The organism is Streptomyces sp. (genome assembly GCF_031181705.1).
Classification (GTDB): domain Bacteria; phylum Actinomycetota; class Actinomycetes; order Streptomycetales; family Streptomycetaceae; genus Streptomyces.
In genome coordinates this window covers 1-19178 of sequence record NZ_JAPSKN010000112.1, presented here as the reverse complement: position 1 = coordinate 19178, position 19178 = coordinate 1, and the positions used below count along the sequence as shown (strand labels likewise).

Annotated in this window: 19 protein-coding genes and 1 pseudogene; 3 read left to right on the top strand and 17 right to left on the bottom strand. The window is 73.4% G+C overall.

Annotation, left to right across the window (positions count from 1 at the left end; translation table 11 throughout):
* Window positions 1-150: 150 nt before the first annotated feature.
* A complete protein-coding gene (locus tag RIN80_RS20250) occupies window positions 151-489 on the top strand; it encodes a P-II family nitrogen regulator (protein WP_309097035.1) in 339 nt (112 codons plus the stop codon).
* Window positions 490-707: 218 nt separating this feature from the next.
* Here the strand turns inward: RIN80_RS20250 and RIN80_RS20245 are convergent, their stop codons facing one another.
* From RIN80_RS20245 to RIN80_RS20210, 8 genes are all read right to left on the bottom strand, one after another.
* Window positions 708-1061, bottom strand: coding sequence for a cytidine deaminase (locus RIN80_RS20245; protein WP_309097034.1), 354 nt, complete (start codon window positions 1059-1061; stop codon window positions 708-710).
* A 20-nt stretch (window positions 1062-1081) separates the two neighbouring features.
* The gene (locus RIN80_RS20240; RefSeq protein ID WP_309097033.1) at window positions 1082-1441 is read right to left on the bottom strand and encodes an MmcQ/YjbR family DNA-binding protein; all 360 of its coding nucleotides are present in this window, start codon (window positions 1439-1441) and stop codon (window positions 1082-1084) included.
* On the bottom strand, window positions 1438-2751 hold the full coding sequence (locus tag RIN80_RS20235; protein ID WP_309097032.1) for a hemolysin family protein: 1314 nt from the start codon (window positions 2749-2751) through the stop codon (window positions 1438-1440). The genes RIN80_RS20240 and RIN80_RS20235 overlap by 4 nt, the downstream gene beginning before the upstream one ends.
* Before the next feature lie 6 nt (window positions 2752-2757).
* The gene (gene ybeY / locus RIN80_RS20230; RefSeq protein ID WP_020270521.1) at window positions 2758-3255 is read right to left on the bottom strand and encodes an rRNA maturation RNase YbeY; all 498 of its coding nucleotides are present in this window, start codon (window positions 3253-3255) and stop codon (window positions 2758-2760) included.
* A gap of 14 nt (window positions 3256-3269) precedes the next feature.
* Complete coding sequence (locus RIN80_RS20225; protein WP_309097031.1) at window positions 3270-4337, bottom strand: PhoH family protein; 1068 nt, start codon at window positions 4335-4337, stop codon at window positions 3270-3272.
* 175 nt (window positions 4338-4512) lie between these two features.
* Complete coding sequence (locus RIN80_RS20220; RefSeq protein WP_309097030.1) at window positions 4513-5649, bottom strand: PfkB family carbohydrate kinase; 1137 nt, start codon at window positions 5647-5649, stop codon at window positions 4513-4515.
* 133 nt (window positions 5650-5782) lie between these two features.
* A complete protein-coding gene (locus tag RIN80_RS20215; RefSeq protein ID WP_309097029.1) occupies window positions 5783-7072 on the bottom strand; it encodes a glucarate dehydratase family protein in 1290 nt (429 codons plus the stop codon).
* The gene (locus RIN80_RS20210; protein WP_309097028.1) at window positions 7069-8016 is read right to left on the bottom strand and encodes a 5-dehydro-4-deoxyglucarate dehydratase; all 948 of its coding nucleotides are present in this window, start codon (window positions 8014-8016) and stop codon (window positions 7069-7071) included. The genes RIN80_RS20215 and RIN80_RS20210 overlap by 4 nt, the downstream gene beginning before the upstream one ends.
* A gap of 95 nt (window positions 8017-8111) precedes the next feature.
* On the opposite strand from RIN80_RS20210, the gene RIN80_RS20205 reads away from it, so the two are divergent.
* Together RIN80_RS20205 and RIN80_RS20200 are read left to right on the top strand one after the other, a co-directional pair.
* The gene (locus RIN80_RS20205; protein ID WP_309097027.1) at window positions 8112-8894 is read left to right on the top strand and encodes an IclR family transcriptional regulator; all 783 of its coding nucleotides are present in this window, start codon (window positions 8112-8114) and stop codon (window positions 8892-8894) included.
* Between the two features lie 171 nt (window positions 8895-9065).
* Window positions 9066-10391 carry an MFS transporter gene (locus RIN80_RS20200; RefSeq protein WP_375141747.1) on the top strand — a complete coding sequence of 442 codons (1326 nt, stop codon included), beginning with the start codon at window positions 9066-9068 and terminating at the stop codon, window positions 10389-10391.
* A 34-nt stretch (window positions 10392-10425) separates the two neighbouring features.
* Here RIN80_RS20200 and RIN80_RS20195 read toward each other — a convergent pair whose 3' ends face one another.
* The 9 genes and pseudogenes from RIN80_RS20195 to RIN80_RS20155 form a co-directional block, all read right to left on the bottom strand.
* Entirely contained in the window at window positions 10426-11418 is a 993-nt protein-coding gene (locus RIN80_RS20195) for an adenosine deaminase (protein ID WP_309097025.1), read from the bottom strand.
* A 20-nt stretch (window positions 11419-11438) separates the two neighbouring features.
* Window positions 11439-12344: a ribonuclease Z gene (locus tag RIN80_RS20190; RefSeq protein ID WP_309097024.1), complete on the bottom strand. Its 906-nt coding sequence runs from the start codon at window positions 12342-12344 to the stop codon at window positions 11439-11441.
* A 4-nt stretch (window positions 12345-12348) separates the two neighbouring features.
* Window positions 12349-12702, bottom strand: coding sequence for a histidine triad nucleotide-binding protein (locus RIN80_RS20185; RefSeq protein WP_309097023.1), 354 nt, complete (start codon window positions 12700-12702; stop codon window positions 12349-12351).
* Window positions 12703-12797: 95 nt separating this feature from the next.
* Complete coding sequence (locus tag RIN80_RS20180; protein ID WP_309097036.1) at window positions 12798-15980, bottom strand: S41 family peptidase; 3183 nt, start codon at window positions 15978-15980, stop codon at window positions 12798-12800.
* 90 nt (window positions 15981-16070) lie between these two features.
* The gene (locus tag RIN80_RS20175) at window positions 16071-16628 is read right to left on the bottom strand and encodes a hypothetical protein (protein WP_309097022.1); all 558 of its coding nucleotides are present in this window, start codon (window positions 16626-16628) and stop codon (window positions 16071-16073) included.
* A gap of 49 nt (window positions 16629-16677) precedes the next feature.
* Complete coding sequence (locus RIN80_RS20170) at window positions 16678-17070, bottom strand: VOC family protein (protein ID WP_309097021.1); 393 nt, start codon at window positions 17068-17070, stop codon at window positions 16678-16680.
* A 16-nt stretch (window positions 17071-17086) separates the two neighbouring features.
* Complete coding sequence (locus RIN80_RS20165) at window positions 17087-17827, bottom strand: 16S rRNA (uracil(1498)-N(3))-methyltransferase (RefSeq protein WP_309097020.1); 741 nt, start codon at window positions 17825-17827, stop codon at window positions 17087-17089.
* A complete protein-coding gene (locus RIN80_RS20160) occupies window positions 17824-18912 on the bottom strand; it encodes a nitronate monooxygenase (RefSeq protein ID WP_309097019.1) in 1089 nt (362 codons plus the stop codon). Before RIN80_RS20160 ends, RIN80_RS20165 begins: the two co-directional genes overlap by 4 nt.
* 100 nt (window positions 18913-19012) lie before the next feature.
* Window positions 19013-19178: pseudogene (locus RIN80_RS20155) on the bottom strand (molecular chaperone DnaJ); the annotation flags it as partial.

Sequence of the window (19178 nt, the reverse complement as noted above, 5' to 3'; positions counted from 1 at the left end):
CTCCCTGATCCAACCGACCCCTCCGCACCCCGGCCCGTACATCCCGGCCGCGTGGGCTTTCCCGAAGCCCGGCGGCTCCGAGGGCCGCCGGGACGGCCTACGATCACGGGGCTGCGTCGTCTCCCCCGCCCAGAAGGTCACCCCCCACGCATGAAGCTCATCACCGCGATCGTGAAGCCGTACCGCCTCGACGAGGTCAAGAACGCCCTGCAGGCCCTCGGCGTGCGCGGCCTGACGGTCTCCGAGGCCAGCGGCTACGGCCGGCAGCGCGGCCACACCGAGGTGTACCGGGGCGCGGAGTACCAGGTCGATCTGGTGCCGAAGGTCCGGATCGAGGCCGTGGTCGAGGACGCGGTCGCCGAGGACGTCATCGACGCGGTCGTGCAGGCCGCGCGCACCGGCAAGATCGGCGACGGCAAGGTGTGGGCGCTGCCCGTGGACACGGTCGTGCGGGTGCGGACGGGCGAGCGCGGCCCCGACGCGCTCTGACACCGAAGGCCTCCGGACTGTCGCCGCAGGCCACGGTGGCGCTGAGGGGGCCGAGCTCGACGGGGGGCGCCGGCGGCCATCGCCGGGTTCTCGGTGACGGTGAAGTCGACGGTGCCGCCGCCGGCCTCCACCAGGGTGAGCGGGACGCGATCGAGTCGTCCCCGAGCGCGACCGGCGGGATCGACATCGCACTCGATCACCGTCGGTCACAGCGGAGTTCAGCCGGCGGTGACCGTGCTGTGGACCGTCCCGTCGAGCCCCGCCAGCAGCACCGGCGTCTGCGCGCTGCCGAGGTCCCGCACGGCGGCGCGGTCCTCGTCGGACACCGACTCCGCCTCGGTCACCACCGCCGCCGCCTCCAGCGACCGCGCTCCCGAGGCCACCGCCATCGCCACCGCCGTGCGCAGGGCGCTGAGCTTGAGCGAGTCGAGGGCCACCGTGCCCGCGACATAGGTGCGTCCGGTCTCGTCCCGCACGGCCGCCCCCTCGGGCACGCCGTTGCGGGCCCGCGCGGAACGGGCCAGGGTGACGATCTTGCGGTCCTCGGGGTCGAGCGCGCTGCTGTCGGTCATGATCCGAGCATACGGAAGCGTCAGGGGCGGTCGAGGCGGAGGCGGTCCGCTCGCGGCAGGCCGGCCACGACGAGGTCGTAGGAGTCCTCGACGAGTTCCCTGACCAGCCGGTCCGGGAGGCTTCCGTCGGCGGTGACCGTGTTCCAGTGACGCTTGTTCATGTGCCAGCCCGGCACGATGAGCCCCTCGTGCTCACCGCGCAGCCGGACCGCCTCGTCGGGGTCGCACTTGAGGTTGACCTTCAGGGGGCGCGCGTCCAGGAACGAGAGGGCGAAGAGCTTCCCCCGCACCTTGAAGACCGAGATCTCCGGGCCGAAGGGGAAGTCCTCCTCCGCCGCGTTGAAGGACAGGCAGAACGCGCGCAGCTCCTTCGGGGTCACTCCGGCTTCTCCTGCTCCGGCGGCTCCGGCGGGCCCGGCGGGTCCACCGGCTCAGCGAGCACGGTCACGATCTTGTTCCGGCGGCCGGCCGCGGCCTCCGCGGTCAGGCGCAGGTCCCGGCCGTCGGGCAGGGCGACCACGGACGACGCCCCGGCGATGGGCACCCGGCCGAGCGCCTTGGCGAGCAGGCCGCCGACCGTCTCGACGTCCTCGTCGTCGAACTCCTCCAGGCCGTACAGCTCGCCCAGGTCGCCGATGTCGAGGCGGGCGGTGACCCGGAAGCGGCCCTCGCCAAGCTCCTCCACGGGCGGCAGTTCCCGGTCGTACTCGTCGGTGATCTCGCCGACGATCTCCTCCAGGATGTCCTCGATGGTGACGATGCCGGCCGTGCCGCCGTACTCGTCGATGACCACGGCGACGTGGTTGCGTTCCTTCTGCATCTCGCGCAGCAGGTCACCGGCGTTCTTGGTGTCGGGCACGAAGAACGCGGGGCGCATGGCCGTGGAGACCTGCTCGGACTCGGCGTCGCGGCTGATGTGCGTCTTGCGGACCAGGTCCTTCAGGTACACGATCCCGACGATGTCGTCCTCGCTCTCGCCGGTGACCGGTATGCGCGAGAAGCCCGAGCGCAGGGCGAGGGTGAGGGCCTGGCGGATGGTCTTGAAGCGCTCGATGACCACCAGGTCCGTGCGCGGCACCATGACCTCGCGGACCAGGGTGTCGCCCAGCTCGAAGACCGAGTGCACCATGCGGCGCTCCTCGTCCTCGATGAGCGACTCCTTCTCGGCGAGGTCGACCAGCGCGCGCAGCTCCGCCTCGGAGGCGAACGGGCCGCGCCGGAAGCCCTTGCCGGGGGTGAGCGCGTTGCCGATGAGGATCAGCAGCGACGGGATCGGTCCCATGATCCGGGCCAGCGGCACCAGGACGTACGCCGAGACCGTCGCCGTGTTCAGCGGGTGCTGGCGGCCGATGGTGCGCGGCGAGACCCCGACGGCGACGTACGACACGAGGACCATGACCGCGATGGCGATCAGCAGGGCCTCGGTCGTGCCGTCGAACTCCTTGAGGCAGCCGTAAGTGATCAGCGCGGCGGCGGCCATCTCGCAGGCGACGCGGACCAGCAGCGCCACGTTGAGGTAGCGGGTCGGGTCGGCGGCGACCTGGGAGAGCTTGGCGCTGCCGCGGCGGCCGGAGCGCACGGCCTCCTCGGCGCGGAAGCTGGAGACGCGCGCGAGGCCCGCCTCCGCGCAGGCGGCGAGCCAGGCCACGACGACCAGGGCGATGGCGCCCAGGGCGAGTTGCGGACTCATCGGCGGCTACGAGACCGTCGGCGCCGGGGACGGGCCGGTGAGGCCACGCTCCGCGCGCCAGCCGTCCACGATGGCCGCCTGGAGGCCGAACATCTCGGCCTTCTCGTCCGGTTCCTCGTGGTCGTAGCCGAGCAGGTGCAGCACGCCGTGGACGGTGAGGAGCTGGAGCTCCTCGTCCATGGAGTGCTGCGTGTCCGCTTCCCTGCCCTGCTTCTCGGCCACCTCGGGACACAGCACGATGTCGCCGAGCAGCCCCTGCGGCGGCTCGTCGTCGTCCTTGGACGGCGGGCGCAGCTCGTCCATCGGGAAGGACATGACATCCGTCGGGCCGGGGAGGTCCATCCACTGGATGTGGAGCTGCTCCATGGCGTCGGCGTCCACCACGATCACCGAGAGCTCGGAGAGCGGGTGGATGCGCATCCGCGCGAGCGCGTAGCGGGCGATGTCGAGGATCGCCTGCTCGTCGACCTCGGTTCCGGACTCGTTGTTGACGTCGATCGACATGGTGCTGTGTGTGTCTACTTCCCCTTGTGCCCGGACTTGTCCCGGCTCTTGTGCGCGCCGTTCTGGGTGCCGTGCTTCGTGTCGTACTTCTCGTACGCGTCGACGATACGGCCCACCAGCTTGTGCCGGACGACGTCCTGCGACGACAGCCGGGAGAAGTGCACGTCGTCCACGCCGTCCAGGATGTCCTGGACCTGCCGCAGACCGGACTTCGTCCCGTCCGGCAGGTCGACCTGTGTCACGTCACCGGTGATGACGATCTTCGAGTCGAAGCCGAGGCGGGTGAGGAACATCTTCATCTGCTCGGGGCTCGTGTTCTGGGCCTCGTCCAGGATGATGAAGGCGTCGTTGAGCGTGCGTCCGCGCATGTAGGCGAGCGGCGCGACCTCGATCGTGCCCGCCGCCATCAGGCGCGGGATCGAGTCCGGGTCGAGCATGTCGTGCAGCGCGTCGTACAGCGGGCGCAGGTAGGGGTCGATCTTCTCGTAGAGCGTGCCGGGCAGGAAGCCGAGGCGCTCGCCGGCCTCGACCGCCGGGCGGGTCAGGATGATGCGGTTGACCTGCTTGGACTGCAGGGCCTGCACCGCCTTGGCCATCGCCAGGTACGTCTTGCCGGTGCCGGCCGGGCCGATGCCGAAGACGATCGTGTGCTTGTCGATCGCGTCCACGTAGCGCTTCTGGTTGAGCGTCTTGGGGCGGATCGTGCGGCCGCGCGAGGACAGGATGTTCTGCGTGAGCACCTGGGCCGGGGTCTCCTGGCCGTCGCTCTCGCCGCTGTCGCTCGCCTTGAGCATGGCGATCGAGCGTTCCACTGCGTCCTCCGTCATCGGCTGCCCGGTGCGGAGCACCAGCATCATCTCGTCGAACACGCGGGCGATGAGAGCGACGTCCACGGGGTCGCCGACCGCGCTGATCTCGTTGCCCCGGACGTGGATGTCGGCCGCCGGGAAGGCCTTCTCGATCACGCGCAGGAGGGAGTCGCCGGACCCCAGAACGGTCACCATGGGGTGCTGGGCGGGGACAGTGAGCTGCGCTCTCGCCTGCTCCTGCGCGGGGGTGTGAGCTGTGGGTGTCTGAGTCATGGGCCGGCGCTGAAGGCCTGCGGTTCCTCCTCGTCACGGCCGCGTAGCTGAGGGCGGCCTCGCGATTCCCAGGGTACGACGGGGAAGTGACAACGCCGAGGGGTTTTGGGGCGGGGCTCGTCACCAGGGGTTCCGGAGCGACGGCGGCCAAGGCGACGGCACTGCGGCCGGGAGGTCACGCCGAGCGCCGGAAGCCGATCGTGGGGACGGCTCTGCGCAGCGGCCAGGGCCTCACCAGCTCGTCCGACACCAGGTCGGCCAGGAACCCGTACCGCTCCAGCGCCACCGCCGACTGCCCCTCGACGGACTGCACCCTGCGCCACCACGCGGCGATCTCCGACCAGCCCGGCGCCGACAGCGAACCGCCGAACTCCTGCACCGACAGCGCCGCCGTCAGCCCCGCGAAGGCCAGCCGGTCCGCCAGCGGCCAGTCCGCCAGCGTCCCGGTCACGAACCCGGCGACGAACACGTCCCCGGCCCCGGTCGGGTCGAGCGCCTCGACCTCGATCGCGGGCACCTCCGCCGTCTCCCCGGTCCGCCGGTCCACCGCGTACGCCCCGTCCGCCCCGAGGGTGACCACGGCCAGCGGCACGTACGCGGTCAGGGCGTGCGCGGCGGCCCGCGGGCAGTCCGTCCCCGTGTACCGCATGGCCTCCTCCGCGTTCGGCAGGAACGCCTCGCAGTGCCGCAGGTCGGGCAGCCCGGCGAGGTCCCAGGCGCCGGTGTCGTCCCAGCCGACGTCGCCGAAGACGCGGGTGCCCTTGCTCGCGGCCTGGGCGATCCAGGGCGCGCTGACGCCGGGCGCGAGGGAGGCCACGGCGGCCCGGGCCCGGGGTGGGCACTCGGGGGCCGGTTCCTCGGGGGGCGGCTCGTGGCCGTGGGAGACCATCGTGCGCTCCCCCTCGTAGGCCATGGAGACGGTCACCGGGGAGTGCCAGCCGGGCACCGTGCGCGACGGGGAGAGGTCGATGCCCTCGCCGTGCTCCAGGGCGTCCCAGCAGTAGTCGCCGTAGTGGTCGTCGCCGAAGGCCGCGGCCAGGGACGTGCGCAGGCCGAGGCGGGCGAGCGCGGTGGCCATGTTGGCCACACCGCCGGGGCTCGACCCCATCCCGCGCGCCCAGGACTCCGTCCCGCGCACCGGGGCGGAGTCGAGGCCGGTGAAGATGATGTCGAGGAAGACGGTGCCGGTGAGGTAGACGTCCCAGGGCGGGTCGTCCGGACTGCGCAGCGGGGCGAGGGGATCGACCTGGGTCTGACGGTGCGATCCCTTTCCGGCCGGGCCCTTTCCGGCCGGGGCGGTGGACGCGGTCACGATGCGCTCCCTGACGTGGTGCGGATCAGGCCAGTCTGCACCACGTCACCGACAACGTGACGCCGATCACGCGGGGCCCACCCGGCCTGTCAGCTCGCGCGGGGCCCGCGCACGCCCCCCTGGACCACGCGCCTCACCAGCGCGGCATCGCGGGCGTCCGCCACGCCGGGTCCGCGCTCCGCATGGCCGCCGCGTCGTCGCGGTCGCGCAGCGCGCCGTCGTCGTCCAGCCACCGCCGGTGCAGCACGGCCAGCCGCTCCCGGTCGAGCTCCACGCCGAGCCCGGGGGCGTCGGACACCGCGACCCTGCCGTCCTCGAAGGCGAGGCGCTCGGTGAGGACGTCCTCCGACTGCCACGGGTAGTGGGAGTCGCAGGCGTGGTGGAGGTCCGGGACGGTGGCGGCCACGTGCGTCATCGCGGCGAGCGAGATGCCCAGGTGGGTGTTGGAGTGCATGGACACGCCGACGCCGAAGGCCCGGCAGACGGCGGCGAGCTGCTGGGTGTTGCGCAGACCGCCCCAGTAGTGGTGGTCACAGAGCACGACCTGCACGGCGTCGCGGGTGAAGGCCTCCTTGATCTCGGCGAAGGTCGTCACGCACATGTTGGTGGCCAGCGGCACGCCGGTCCCCGCGGCGACCTCGGCCATGCCGTCGGTGCCGAGGGTGGGGTCCTCCAGGTACTCGAGGACCTCCCCGAGCTCCCCGGCCACCCGCAGCGAGGTCTCCACGGACCAGGCGCCGTTGGGGTCCAGCCGCAGCGGACGCCCGGGGAAGGCCTCGGCGAGCGCCCGTACGGCGGCGATCTCCTCGTCGGGCGGGAAGACGCCGCCCTTCAGCTTGAAGGAGGTGAAGCCGTGGCGCTCCGTGAACCGCCGGGCCTGCTCCACCACCCCCGCCGGGTCGATGGCGGCGCCCCAGTCGTCCGGTTCGGCCGGCACGCCCTGCGGGTGGCTCGCCCACTTGTAGAACAGGTAGGCGCTGTACTCGACGGCGTCGCGCACCTTGCCGCCGAGCAGCGCGTGCACGGGCAGCCCCAGGGCCTTGCCGAGGGCGTCGAGGCAGGCGACCTCGAACCCGGAGAGCACGGACAGCCGCAGTTTCCCGGCCGTCTGCACGCCCCGCAGGCCTCCGACGTCGACGGCGTCCTCGATGCGGGAGGCGTCCACGGCGACCTCGTCCGCGAGCGTGAACAGCCCGTTCAGGTCGCTGACCGCACGCCCCTTGAGCCGCTCGGCGAAGGGCCGGGCCAGTTCCAGGTACGTGGTGTCGCCGTAGGTCTCCCCCACGCCGGTGATCCCGTCCGCCGTGACGACCTCGACGATCAGCCGGGGCGTGTAGGGCTGGTGCACGCCCTGCGTGTTCAGCAGCGGCGGGTCGGCGACCAGGATCGGCGTGAGCCGGACGTCCGTGACGGTGAGGTTCACAGGGCGGCTCCCACGAGGTCGAGTCCGGTGCGCAGGAGGGTGCCGAGGGCGGTCAGGTCGGCGGGCGAGGGGTCGGTGAGCGGGGCGCGTACGGGGCCCACCGGATGGCCGCGCAGGCGGGCGGCGGCCTTCACCAGGGACACGGCGTAGCCCGGGACGCGGTCGCGCAGTTCGACGAGCGGGACGTAGAAGTCGCGCAGCAGTTCGTCGACCGTGCCGTGGTCGCCGTCGCGCAGGGCGGCGAAGAAGGCGTCGGCGATCTCGGGGGCGAAGGCGTGGACGGCGGAGGAGTAGGCCGGGACGCCGACGGCGGCGTAGGCGCGGGCCTGGACCTCGGCGGTGGCGGCCCCGTTGAAGAACAGGAAGTCCTCGGGCGCGGCGAGCGTGAGGCGCTGCAGCCGGTCCAGGTCGCTGTGGCCGTCCTTGAGGCCGATGACGGTCGGCAGGGCGGCGACGCGCCGGAGCGACTCGGCGGTGAAGGCGACCTGGCCGCGCTGGTAGGCGATCAGGGGCAGCGGGGTGCGGGCGGCGAGCTGTTCCAGCTGGGCGACCAGGCCGTCCTGCGGGGCGGCGACGAGGTAGTGCGGCAGGACCAGGAGCGCGTCCGCTCCGGCGTCCTCGGCGATGCGCGCGAACCGGGCGGCCTGCGCCCAGCCGTAGCCGGTGCCCGCGACGACGGGGACGCGGCCGGCCGCCTCCTCGACGGCGATGGTGACGACCTGCCGGTACTCGTCCTCGTCCAGCGAGAAGAACTCCCCGGTGCCGCAGGCGGGGAAGACGGCTCCGGGCGCGGCGGCGAGCCGCTCGGCGACGTGGCCGCGGAAACCGTCCGGGTCGAGGGTGCCGTCGTCGCGGAAGCTGGTCAGGGGGAACGACAGCACGCCGCCCGCCATGCCCTCCCGCAGCCGCTGCGCGACCGCCACGGGTCCAGCGCTCACGGGCATCTCCTTATGTAGACGTGATCCACGTATGAGAATGAAGGTTAGATACGCGAACGGAGGCCGTCAACCGGGCGCAGCGGGGCGATTACCATCGGCCCATGTCAGACACAGGGGGCGTCCGCGAGGTGAAGTCCGCGGCGCGCACGGTCGAGCTGCTGGAACTCCTCGCGGCGCGCGGCGACCGCCCGGCCCGGCTCCAGGAGCTGGCCGACGCGCTCGACGTGCCGCGCAGCTCGATGTACGCGCTGCTGCAGACCCTGATCTCGCGCGGCTGGGTCCGCACCGACGTCACCGGCTCGCTGTACGGCATCGGCATCCACGCCCTGCTCACGGGCACGAGCTACCTCGACTCCGACCCCCGGGTCCGGGTGGTGCGGCCGTATCTCGACGAGGCGTCCGACGCGCTCGGCGAGACCATCCACATGGGCCGGCTGGACGGCCGGGACGTGGCGTACCTGGCGACGCGCGAGTCGCACGAGTACCTGAGGACGATCAGCCGGGTGGGGCGGCGCCTGCCCGCGCACGTCGGCGCCCTGGGCAAGGCGCTGCTGGCCGAACGCCCCGACGAGGAGCTGCCCGAGGGGCCGTACGAGGCGCTCACCCCGCATTCGCACACCGGTCGGGAGTCCTTGGCGGCCGACCTCGCGCGGATCCGGGACCGCGGCTGGTCCGTGGACCGCGAGGAGGGCGTGCCCGGCATCGTCGGCTTCGGCTTCGCGCTGCGCTACGACACCCCGGCACAGGACGCGATCAGCTGTTCGGTGCCGGTCGCGCGGCTCACCCCGGAGCACGAGGAGCGGATCGTCGCCGTGATGCGGGAGGTCCGGGCGAAGATCGAGGCGACGGTCCCGACGGGGGCCGGATCGGTGCACTGGCGCTAGCGGGAACCGGCTCGTTTACCCGGGGTTCACCCTCCCAAACACAACGTGATCCACATCACACCCCCCGGGCTCCCGTGCCGGAGTATCTGCTTGATACAAATTGCCCGCGCGTTCCTGTCCGTCGACGGTCGTCGCCCCATCTCCCCTTTTCTCCCGCTCCTTTCGCATGCCCTGGGAACGCCCGTGTTCGCCCCCCGCACCACTCCCTGGCCCCTCGTCGCCCTCTTCACGGCCGGGTACCTCGCTCCGTACCTGCTTCCGACCACCGTCGGCAGGCTCGACTCGGCCCTTCCGCTCTCCGCCACGCAGGCCGGTGCGGTCGGCAGCGCGCTGCTGCTGAGTTCGGCCGCCGCCGGATTCGCCCTGGCCTCCCGGGTCGAACGGATCGGCGCCCGCACCCTCGCCCGGCTCGGCCTCGTCCTGGCCGTGCTCGGCTACGGCGGTGCCGCCCTGACCACCACCGTCCCGGCCGTCGTCGCCGGTGCGATGGCGGGCGGCTTCGGCTCCGGCACGGCCACCACCGTCGCCGCCACCCTCATCGCCGCCCAGAAGGACCCGCACCGGGCCTCCACCGCCGGGCTGCTGAGCGTCTCCGCGCTCGCCGGCGCCGTGTATCTGACGGTCCCGCACCTGGGCCCGGGGCACGGCCTGCCGCTGTCCGCGATCGCCCTCACGGCGCTGGCCGTGTGGCCGCTGACCGGCCGTCTCCCCTCCGGCGTGCCCGCCACACCGGCCCGGCGGGACAAGGCCCGGCTGCCGCACGCCCGTTCCGGCCTGGTGCTGGCCGCCGCCATGGTCTGCTGGTCGCTCGCCCAGAACTCCCTGTGGGGCGTGAGCGGACGCATCGGGCTGGAACAGGCCCACCTCGGCGAGGCCACCGTGGGTGCCGTGTTCGCCGTGGCACTGGGCGCCGGACTGGCCGGCGTCCTCGCCGCGGGCGCGCTCGGGGCACGGCTCGGCCGCGCGGTGCCGATCGGCCTGGGCACGGTCCTGATCGCCGGCTGCATCGCCGTCAGCGCCTCCGCGACGGGCCTCGGCAGCTTCGCGGCCGGCGAGATCGCCTGGAACACGCTGTACCCGGTGGTGCTGTCGTACCTGATCGGGCTGGCCGCCTCGCTCGACCCGCGCGGCCGCTGGGCGGTACTGGTCGGCTCGGCGTCCTCGCTGGGCACGGCCGCGGGGCCGCTGACCGGCAGTGTGCTGTCGGCGCAGGCCGGGTTCCCGGTCATGGGCCTGGTCCTCGGCGCCGGTCTGCTGGTGATCGCGCTGCCGATGACCGCCGTCGCCCTGCACACCGGCGGGCGCCCGCTGCTGCCCGGCGCGATCCGCCGCCGCGGCGGGCACCCGGCCGCCCTGGTCGCCGCCGCCACCGGCACGCCCACCGGCGCGATTCCCCGGATCGGCGCCCCGGAGCAGCCGGTGGTGGAGATCCCCGTGGAGACCCCGGCCGTCCCCGCCCGGCGCGCCTACGGCAAGGCGGGGTCGGAGGCCCTCTGACGCGGGCTTTCCAGGCGGGTCCGCCGCGGCCCGCCTAGCCGAAGGTGTACGCCTCGACCTCGGCGAGGTACCGCGCCCGCAGCTGCTCGTCGTCCTCCAGGAAGGAGGCGAGGAAGGAGTTGCGGGCGAGCTCGCGCAGCCGCTCCCGGTCCAGACCGAGGGTCGCGCGCACGGCGTCGAAGGTGTCGCCGGCGTAGCCGCCGAAGTAGGCCGGGTCGTCGGAGTTGACCGTGCACATGAGGCCGGCGTCCAGCATCGCGGGCAGCGGGTGGTCGGCGAGGGTGTCGACGGTCCGCAGCCGGACGTTCGACAGGGGGCACAGCGTCAGCGGCACCCGCTCCCGCACCAGCCGCTCGACCAGCGCCGGGTCCTCCACACAGCGCAGCCCGTGGTCGACCCGCTCGACGCCGAGCACGTCCAGCGCCTCGGTGATGTACTCCGGCGGCCCCTCCTCGCCCGCGTGGGCGACCCGCCGCAGGCCCAGCGCGGCGGCCGCCTCGTAGACCTCGCGGAACTTCGCCGGCGGGTGCCCGACCTCGGCCGAGTCCAGTCCGACGCCGGTGATCCGGTCCAGGTAGGGCTTGGCCGCCTCCAGGGTCGCCAGGGCCGACTCGGCGGACTCGTCGCGCAGGAAGCACAGGATCAGCCGGGTCGAGACCCCGTGATGCGCCTCGCTCCGCCCCAGCGCCCGCCACAGCCCCTCGACGACCGTGCCGAGCTCCAGACCGCGGCCGGTGTGGGCCTGCGGGTCGAAGAAGATCTCCGCGTGCCGCACGCCCTGGGCGGCGGCCCGGGCCAGGTAGGCGTTCGCCAGGTCCTCGAAGTCCCGCTCGGTGCGCAGGACGGCCATGAGCTCGTAGTACAGGTTCAGGAACGACTGGAGATCCTCGAAGCGGTAGGCCTCGCGCAGCTCGTCCGTGTCGGCGTACGGCAGCGTGACGCCGTTGCGCGCGGCGAGCTCGAAGGCGAGCTCCGGCTCCAGGGTTCCTTCGATGTGAAGGTGCAGTTCGGCTTTGGGGATGGGCATCAACGCATCGTACGGGCGTTTCACCGACGCTTCGGAAGCGGTACCCGCAGCAGGTCGCGTGCCACGGTCAGCTCGCCCTCGTACCCGGCGGCCCGCGCCTGCCGCTCGAACTCCTCCGGTTCGCCGTAGCGCTGGCTGAAGTGGGTCAGCACCAGGTGCCGCACCCCGCTCTCCCGCGCCACCCCGGCCGCCTGACCGGCCGTCAGATGACCGTGCTCGACGGCGAGTCGCTCGTCCTCGTCGAGGAAGGTCGACTCGATGACGAGCATGTCGCAGCCGTCGGCCAGCGCGTACACGCCATCACACAGGCGGGTGTCCATGACGAACGCGAACCGCTGCCCGCGCCGCACCTCGCTGACGTCCTCGAGGGAGACCCCGCCGAGGGATCCCGCCCGCTGGATGCGGCCGACGTCCGGTCCCGTGACGCCGTGCGCGGCGAGCCGCTCGGGCAGCATGCGCCGGCCGTCGGGCTCGACCAGCCGGTAGCCGTACGACTCCACCGGGTGCGAGAGCCTGCGTGCCTCCAGCGAGTAGCCGTCCGCGCGGGCGAGGGGCCCGTCGGTGTCGACCGGCGCCTCGGTGATGCCGACGGTCTCGCGGTAGGCGGTGGCGTACCGCAGCCGGTCGAAGAAGCGCTGCCCGGAGCGGGGGTAGTGGGCGGTGACCGGGTGCGGGACGCGGTCGAGGTTGATGCGCTGGATCACCCCGGCGAGGCCGAGGCTGTGGTCCCCGTGGAAGTGCGTGACGCAGATCCGGTTCAGGTCGTGCGCGGCGACCCCGGCGCGCAGCATCTGGCGCTGCGTGCCCTCGCCGGGGTCGAACAGGATGCCCTCGCCGTCCCAGCGCAGCAGGTAGCCGTTGTGGTTGCGGTGCCGGGTCGGGACCTGGCTGGCCGTGCCGAGGACGACGAGTTCGCGTACGGACAAGGCGCTATCCCGGGGGCCATGCCAGGCCGCGGCCGCCGAGCACGTGGCCGTGGACGTGCCAGACGGTCTGGCCGGCGCCGCTGCCGGTGTTGAACACGAGGCGGTAGCTGTCGAGCTTCTCCTCGTCCGCGACGGCCTGGGCCTCGCGGAGCACGTCCGCGGTGAGGGCCGGGTCGGCGGCGGCGAGGGCACCGGCGTTCTCGTAGTGCGCCTTGGGGATGACCAGGACGTGGGTGGGAGCCTGGGGGTTGATGTCGCGGAACGCGATGGTCGTCTCCGTCTGGCGGACGATCGTCGCCGGGATGCTGCCTGCGACGATCTTGCAGAACAGGCAGTCGTCCTGGGGTTCCCCTGCCATTTTCCCTCCGGGGGTTGGCCGAATACGGTCCGACTCGGGCATCGTATCGTCGTCGGGTGCGGGTGCTTCGCGGCTGGTCCCGCGGTCGGCGTCTGTCAACCGGGCAGGCCCGGAGGCGTCTTCGCCGGTGCCGTCTCGAGGCTCTCGAGCGCCATGCGGACGGCCTCGTCCAGTTGCCTGTCCCTGCCCGCCGCGTAGTCCTGCGGGCTCTGTACGACCTCCACGTCGGGATCCACCCCGTGGTTCTCCACGCCCCAGCCGTAACCCTCCAGCCAGAAGGCGTACTTCGGCTGGGTGACCAGGGTGCCGTCGACCAGGCGGTAGCGGCTGTCGATGCCGATGACGCCGCCCCAGGTGCGGGTGCCGACCACCGGGCCGATGCCGAGGGCCTTGATCGCGGCGTTGACGATGTCGCCGTCCGAGCCGGAGAACTCGTTGGCGACGGCGACCACCGGGCCGCGGGGCGCGTCGCGCGGGTAGCTCTCGGCGCGCATGCCGCGGGGCAGGTCCCAGCCGACGACGCGGCGGGCGAGTTTCTCCACGACGAGCTGGGAGGTGTGGCCGCCGCGGTTCTCTCGGACGTCGACGACGAGGCCCTCGCGGGCCACCTCGACGCGCAGGTCGCGGTGGATCTGGGCCCAGCCGGGCGCCTGCATGTCCGGGACGTGCAGATAGCCGAGGCGGCCGCCGGACTTCTCGTGGACGTAGGCGCGGCGGTCGGCGACCCAGGCGTGGTAGCGCAGCGGCTCCTCGTCGGCGACCGGGACGACCACCGCGTACCGCGGCTCGCCGCCGCCGGCCGGGGAGATGGTCAGCTCCACCGGCTTGTTCGCCGTGCCGATCAGCAGCGGGCCGGGGCCGGTGACGGGGTCGACGGGCTGTCCGGCCACCGCCACGACGGCGTCCCCCGGGCGTACCGCGACGCCGGGTGCGGCGAGCGGGCTGCGGGCGTCCGGGTCGGAGGTCTCCGAGGGCAGGATGCGGTCGACGCGCCAGGTGCCGTCCTCGTGGCGGCTGAGGTCGGCGCCGAGCAGTCCCTGGCGGGGGCCGCCGCCGGATCCGCCGCGCGGGGTGACGTAGGCGTGGGACGTGCCGAGTTCGCCCTGGACCTCCCACAGCAGGTCGACGAGGTCGTCGTGGGTGGCGAGCCGTTCCACGACCGGGCGGTAGCGGTCGAGGACGCCGGTCCAGTCGACGCCGCTCATGTCCGGCCGCCAGAAGTGGTCCCGCATGATGCGGCCGTTCTCGTCGAACATCTGCCGCCACTCGGCGGCGGGGTCGATCATCTGCCGGACCCGGCCCAGGTCGACGGTGATGTTGCTGTCGCTGTCGTCGTCGCCCGAGGCGCGCCGGTCGCTGGGGACGACCTTCAGCCGTCCGTCGGTCCACAGCAGCACCCGCTTGCCGTCACCGCTGACCTCGAAGTGGTCGGCGTCGACGGCGAGATGCTCGACGCGCTGCTGGGCGAGGTCGTAGCGCTCCAGCTCGGTCTTCGGCTCGGGGTCGTCGGGGGTGGCCCGGGACGCGCCGAGCACACCGGCGACCGGGTGGCGCAGCCACAGCACGCCGTCCTTGGCGGCCCGCAGGTTGGAGTAGCGGGCGGCCTCGACCGGGAACGGCACGATGCGGTCGGCGAGGCCCTCCAGGTCGATCCGGGTGGTGGGGGTGCCCTCGCTGTCGGGGGTCTCGTCCCGGTCGGGCGTCTCGAAGGACCGGCCGTGCCGCTGCGGCCCGAACGGGGACGGGGTGGTCGCCGCGAGCGTGATGAGGTGCGGCCGGGCACCCTCGACGAAGGCCAGGTCGAAGACGTGCTCGTCGTAGACCGGGTCGAAGGAGCGGGTCGACAGGAACGCCAGGTGCTTGCCGTCCGTCGTGAACGCGGGCGCGTAGTCCTGGAAGCGCAGCGGGGTCGCCTCGGTGACCGACAGGTCGGTGGTGTTGGCGAGCTTCAGCTGGCTCAGGGGCCGCGGGCCGGGGTGGGACCAGGCGAGCCAGGCCGAGTCGGGCGAGAAGACCAGGCCCGACACGTCGCCGTCCTCGCTGCGGTCCACCTCCCGCACCTCGCCGGTCTCCCGCTCCACGAGCAGCAGCCGCCCGTCGTGGGAGGCGACGGCGGCCCGGCTGCCGTCGGGGGCCATGGCGAGGTCCAGCACCCTGCCGAGCTGTCCGGCGGCGAGCCGGCGCGGGGTGGCGCCCGGGGCGAGGCCGGTGGCGGGCGCGAACTCCAGGGCGTCGTCGCCCTCGGCGTCCGTCACCCACACCACCCACTCCTCGCCGTCGGCGCGGAACGTGCGGGGCATCCGGGCCCGTACGCCGGGCGTCGCGGCCAGCGCCCGGGCCGGGCCGGAGCGGTGGGTGACCCAGTGGACGGTGCCGCGCACGGAGACGGCGCTGCCGCGCGCGGTGTGGTCCGGGGACGCGGAGCCGAACCAGCGGGCGGCGTTGACCGGGAAGGGCTGGAGGTCGACGCGCTGACCGCCGAGGCGCACGTCGAGGCGGCGCGGCTCGGCCGCGTCCAGGTCGTCCAGGATCCACAGTTCACCGGCGCTGGAGTAGACGACACGGGCGCCGTCGGTCGCGGCGTGCCGGGCGTAGAACCCTCCCCCGCTCCCGGCTTCGCCCGAACGGGCGGTGCCCCCCTGCGGGGTGTGGCGGCGCAGGTCCGAACCGTCGGCGAGGGACGAGTAGAGCGCGCCCGTGCCCTCGTGGTCGGAGAGGAACGCGATCCGGTCGCCCACCCACAGCGGGTACTCGATGTTGCCGTCGAGGTCCTCGTGCAGCCGCACGAACTCGCCGTCGCCTTCGCGGTCGATCCACAACTTGCCCGCCGTGCCGCCCCGGTACCGCTTCCACCAGGCCGCCTCGCGCCCCATCGGCGCGGACAGCAGCACCGTGTGCGGCCCGTACGCCACGTCGCCGACCGGCCCGTACGGCAGGGTGGCGGCCGGGCCGCCGTCGAGCGGGACGGCACGCGCCCAGGTGCGACGAAGGCTGGCCTGCCCCTGGGAGCTGATCGCCAGGACCTCGCCGCCGGGCGTCCAGCCGCGCACCTGGGTCTTCGAACTGCCCCAGTACGTCAGGCGCCTGGCGGGGCCGCCGTCGACCGGGGCGACGAGCACCTCGGGGGCCCCGCCGCGGGTGGAGGTCCAGGCGACGGTGGTGCCGTCGGGCGAGATGCGGGGGTGGGTCACCGGCGTGTTGTCGGCGCTGACCCGCCAGGCCCGGCCACCGTCGAGTGGCGCGAGCCACACGTCGTCCTCGGCGGTGAAGGCGACCAGGTCGCCGTGCACGTGCGGGAACCGGAGATAAGCAGGCGATGTCACCTGATCACCCTATGCAGGTCGGGCGCCGCGCGGACAGGGTTCGGATCACTTGCCCTCGACAGGGCGGCAGTCCGGGTAGCGGTCGCACCAGATCGTCTGCGTGACGGTCACCGTGACGGTGGGTGCCGGGCCGCCGTTCGTGGGGCCGCCGCCCACCGGGGGCGGGCTGGTGGCGTCGCAGTCGCCGAGCCCGTCGACCTCGAACCACACCTTGCCGTCCACCTTGGCGGTGATGTTCCCGCGCACACAGGCGCCGTCCACCGCGTGGGTGACCTTGCCGTCGACGGTGATGTCCTTGCCGTCCTCGGTCTCGCCCTGGCAGTCGACGGTGGCGACGGTGTTCTCGCTCGCCGAGGGCGACGACTTCGTGTTCCCGCCGCTGTCGCCGTAGGAGGCGGTGCAGCTGAGCCACCGCACGCCCGCCTTCTGGCGGTTGAGTTCCCGCGTCACGGTCTCGTCGGTCGTGTACGCCACGGCGGCGGAACCGATGCCGCCGCCCGGCTCGCAGGCGACGGCGCCGCCCACGGCGACGACCGCGAACACCGCCGCCACGGCCGCCCGCCGCCCGCGCGGCCCCCGCCGAAACCTCCTCGAAGCCCCCATGAAGGGCAGCCTGCCATCGACGCGGGCGGCGCGGTAGGGCGCAAAGGCGTCAACCGCGCAGCAGCAGCCACTCCTGGAGCTCCACCAGGTTGCCCTCGGGGTCCTTGAGATGGGCGACCCGCATCCGGTCGGTCAGGGGCGCCGGCCCGTGCAGGACCGTGGCGCCGCGCAGCGTGATCTCCTCGCAGTACGCGTCCAGCGCGTCCACCCGCAGCACCACCAGGGAGCGGTGCCCGGTGGCCGGTTCCCCCACCTCGTCGAGCACCTCCGCCATCATCGACCGGTCCTGCAGCGCGATCCCGGCGGAGCCGACCGCGGGGCTGAACTTCTCGTACGGGCCCTCACTCGCGCCGGACTGCGGCTTGAGGCCGAGGACATCGCCGTAGAAGCGGTAACACGCGGCGAAGTCGGTGACGAGCAGGCGTACTTGGGCGAGTTCCACGGTGCCTCCAGGGGGTTCAGGACCAGCGGCCGGTACGAGCCAGGAGGACGGCCGCGGCCGCCGTCCCGGCGGTCGATGTGCGCAGCACACTGCGCCCGAGGCGATACGCCCCGGCCCCCGCCTCCTCGAACAGCGCCAGCTCCTCCGGCGCCACACCCCCTTCGGGACCCACGACCAGGACGATCTCGCCGGCGGCCGGCAACTCGGCCGTCGCCAGCGGGACATCGCCGCTCTCGTGGAGCACCGCGGCGAAGTCGGCGTCCCGCAGCAGCGCGGCGACCTGCTTGGTCGTGGCCGCTTCGGCGACCTCCGGGAAGCGCACCCGGCGCGACTGCTTGCCGGCCTCCCGGGCGGTGGCCCGCCACTTGGCGAGCGCCCTGGCGCCGCGCTCGCCCTTCCACTGCGTGATGCAGCGGGCCGCCGCCCACGGCACGACGGCGTCGACGCCGACCTCGGTCATGGTCTCGACGGCCAGCTCCCCGCGGTCGCCCTTGGGCAGCGCCTGCACGACGGTCACCCGCGGCTGCTCCGGCGGCTCCTCGCTCACCGAGTCGAGCTGGACGATCAGCCGGTCCTTGCCCTCGCTGCCGAGCACCACGCAGTCCGCCCAGCGCCCGGCCCCGTCGGTGAGGACCACGTCCTCCCCGGCCCGCAGCCGCTTCACGGAGACGGCGTGCCGCCCTTCCGGCCCGTCCAGGACGTACCGTCCGCCGCCACCCGCGTCGAAGTGCTGGACGACGAACACCGGCGCGGTCATCGAAGACCTCCGCCCGGCAGGCCCCCGCCCGACAACGCTGTCCTGGCGGCGGCGAGTTCACCGGCCAGCACCTCCGTGAGCCGCCCGGCGGGCAGTTCGCGCGCCAGCCGGTGGCCCTGCCCGGCCCACAGCGCCATGCCCTGCGCGTCCCCGGCCTTGGCGGCGGCCTTGCGCAGCGGCGAGGTGAGGTGGTGGATCTCGGGGTAGGCGGCGGGCGCGTACGGGCCGTGCTCGCGCAGGAAGCGGTTGACGAGTCCGCGCGCCGGGCGGCCCGAGAAGGCGCGGGTCAGTTCCGTCCGCACGAACAGGGGGTTGGTCAGCGCCTGCTTGTGCAGGGCGTGCGCGCCGGACTCGTGCGTGGCGAGGAAGGCCGTGCCCAGCTGGGCAGCGGCGGCGCCGGCCGCGAGGACCGCGGCGATCTGGCCGCCGCGCATGATGCCGCCGGCGGCGACGATCGGGATGCCGACGGCCTCCCGGATCTGGGCGACCAGGGTCAGCAGGCCGAGGCCGGAGCCGTCCGTGTCGGGGACGTCCCGGTGGGTGCCCTGGTGGCCGCCGGCCTCGACGCCCTGCGCGATGACGGCGTCCGCACCGGCCCGCTCGACGGCCCGGGCCTCGTCGGGGGTGGTGGCGGTGGCCAGGACGAAGGTGCCGACGCGGTGCAGGGTGTCGATCACCTCGCGGTGCGGCACGCCGAAGTGGAACGACACCACCGGGACGGGGTTGTCGCGGAGCACCGCGAGCTTGGTCTCGTAGCCGTCGTCCCGGCCGCTCTCCGGATCGCCGAGCTCGGCCTCGTACCAGGTGGCCTCGCCGGCCAGCTGGTGGGCGTAGACGTCGACGGCGGCGGGGTCGGCGTACTCCGGCTGCGGCATGAAGAGGTTGACCCCGAAGGGCCGGCCGGTGAGGCTCCTCAGCTGCTTGATCTCCTGGTACATCCCGTCGGCGGTCTTGTACCCGGCGGCGAGGAACCCGAGCCCGCCCGCTTCGCACACGGCGGCGGCGAGCTTCGGCACGGAGACGCCGCCCGCCATGGGGGCCTGCACGATCGGGAGCGGGAAGAGATCGGTCAGTGCGGAGGACATGACCGCATGTTGTCACGTCCTCCGGACAACTCCGAAACCGGCCTGCCGCGTGGCATAGACCAGAGGAACTACCCCTTCCGCACCTCCGGCGCCGCCGGCCTCAGCGACCGTTGAACGCGTCCTTCAGCCGCGAGAACAACCCCTGCTGGCCCGGCTGGAACTGGCCGGTCGGGCGTTCCTCGCCGCGCAGCTTGGAGAGTTCGCGGAGCAGGCGCTCCTGCTCGGGGTCGAGCTTGGTCGGGGTCTGGACCTCGACGTGGACGATG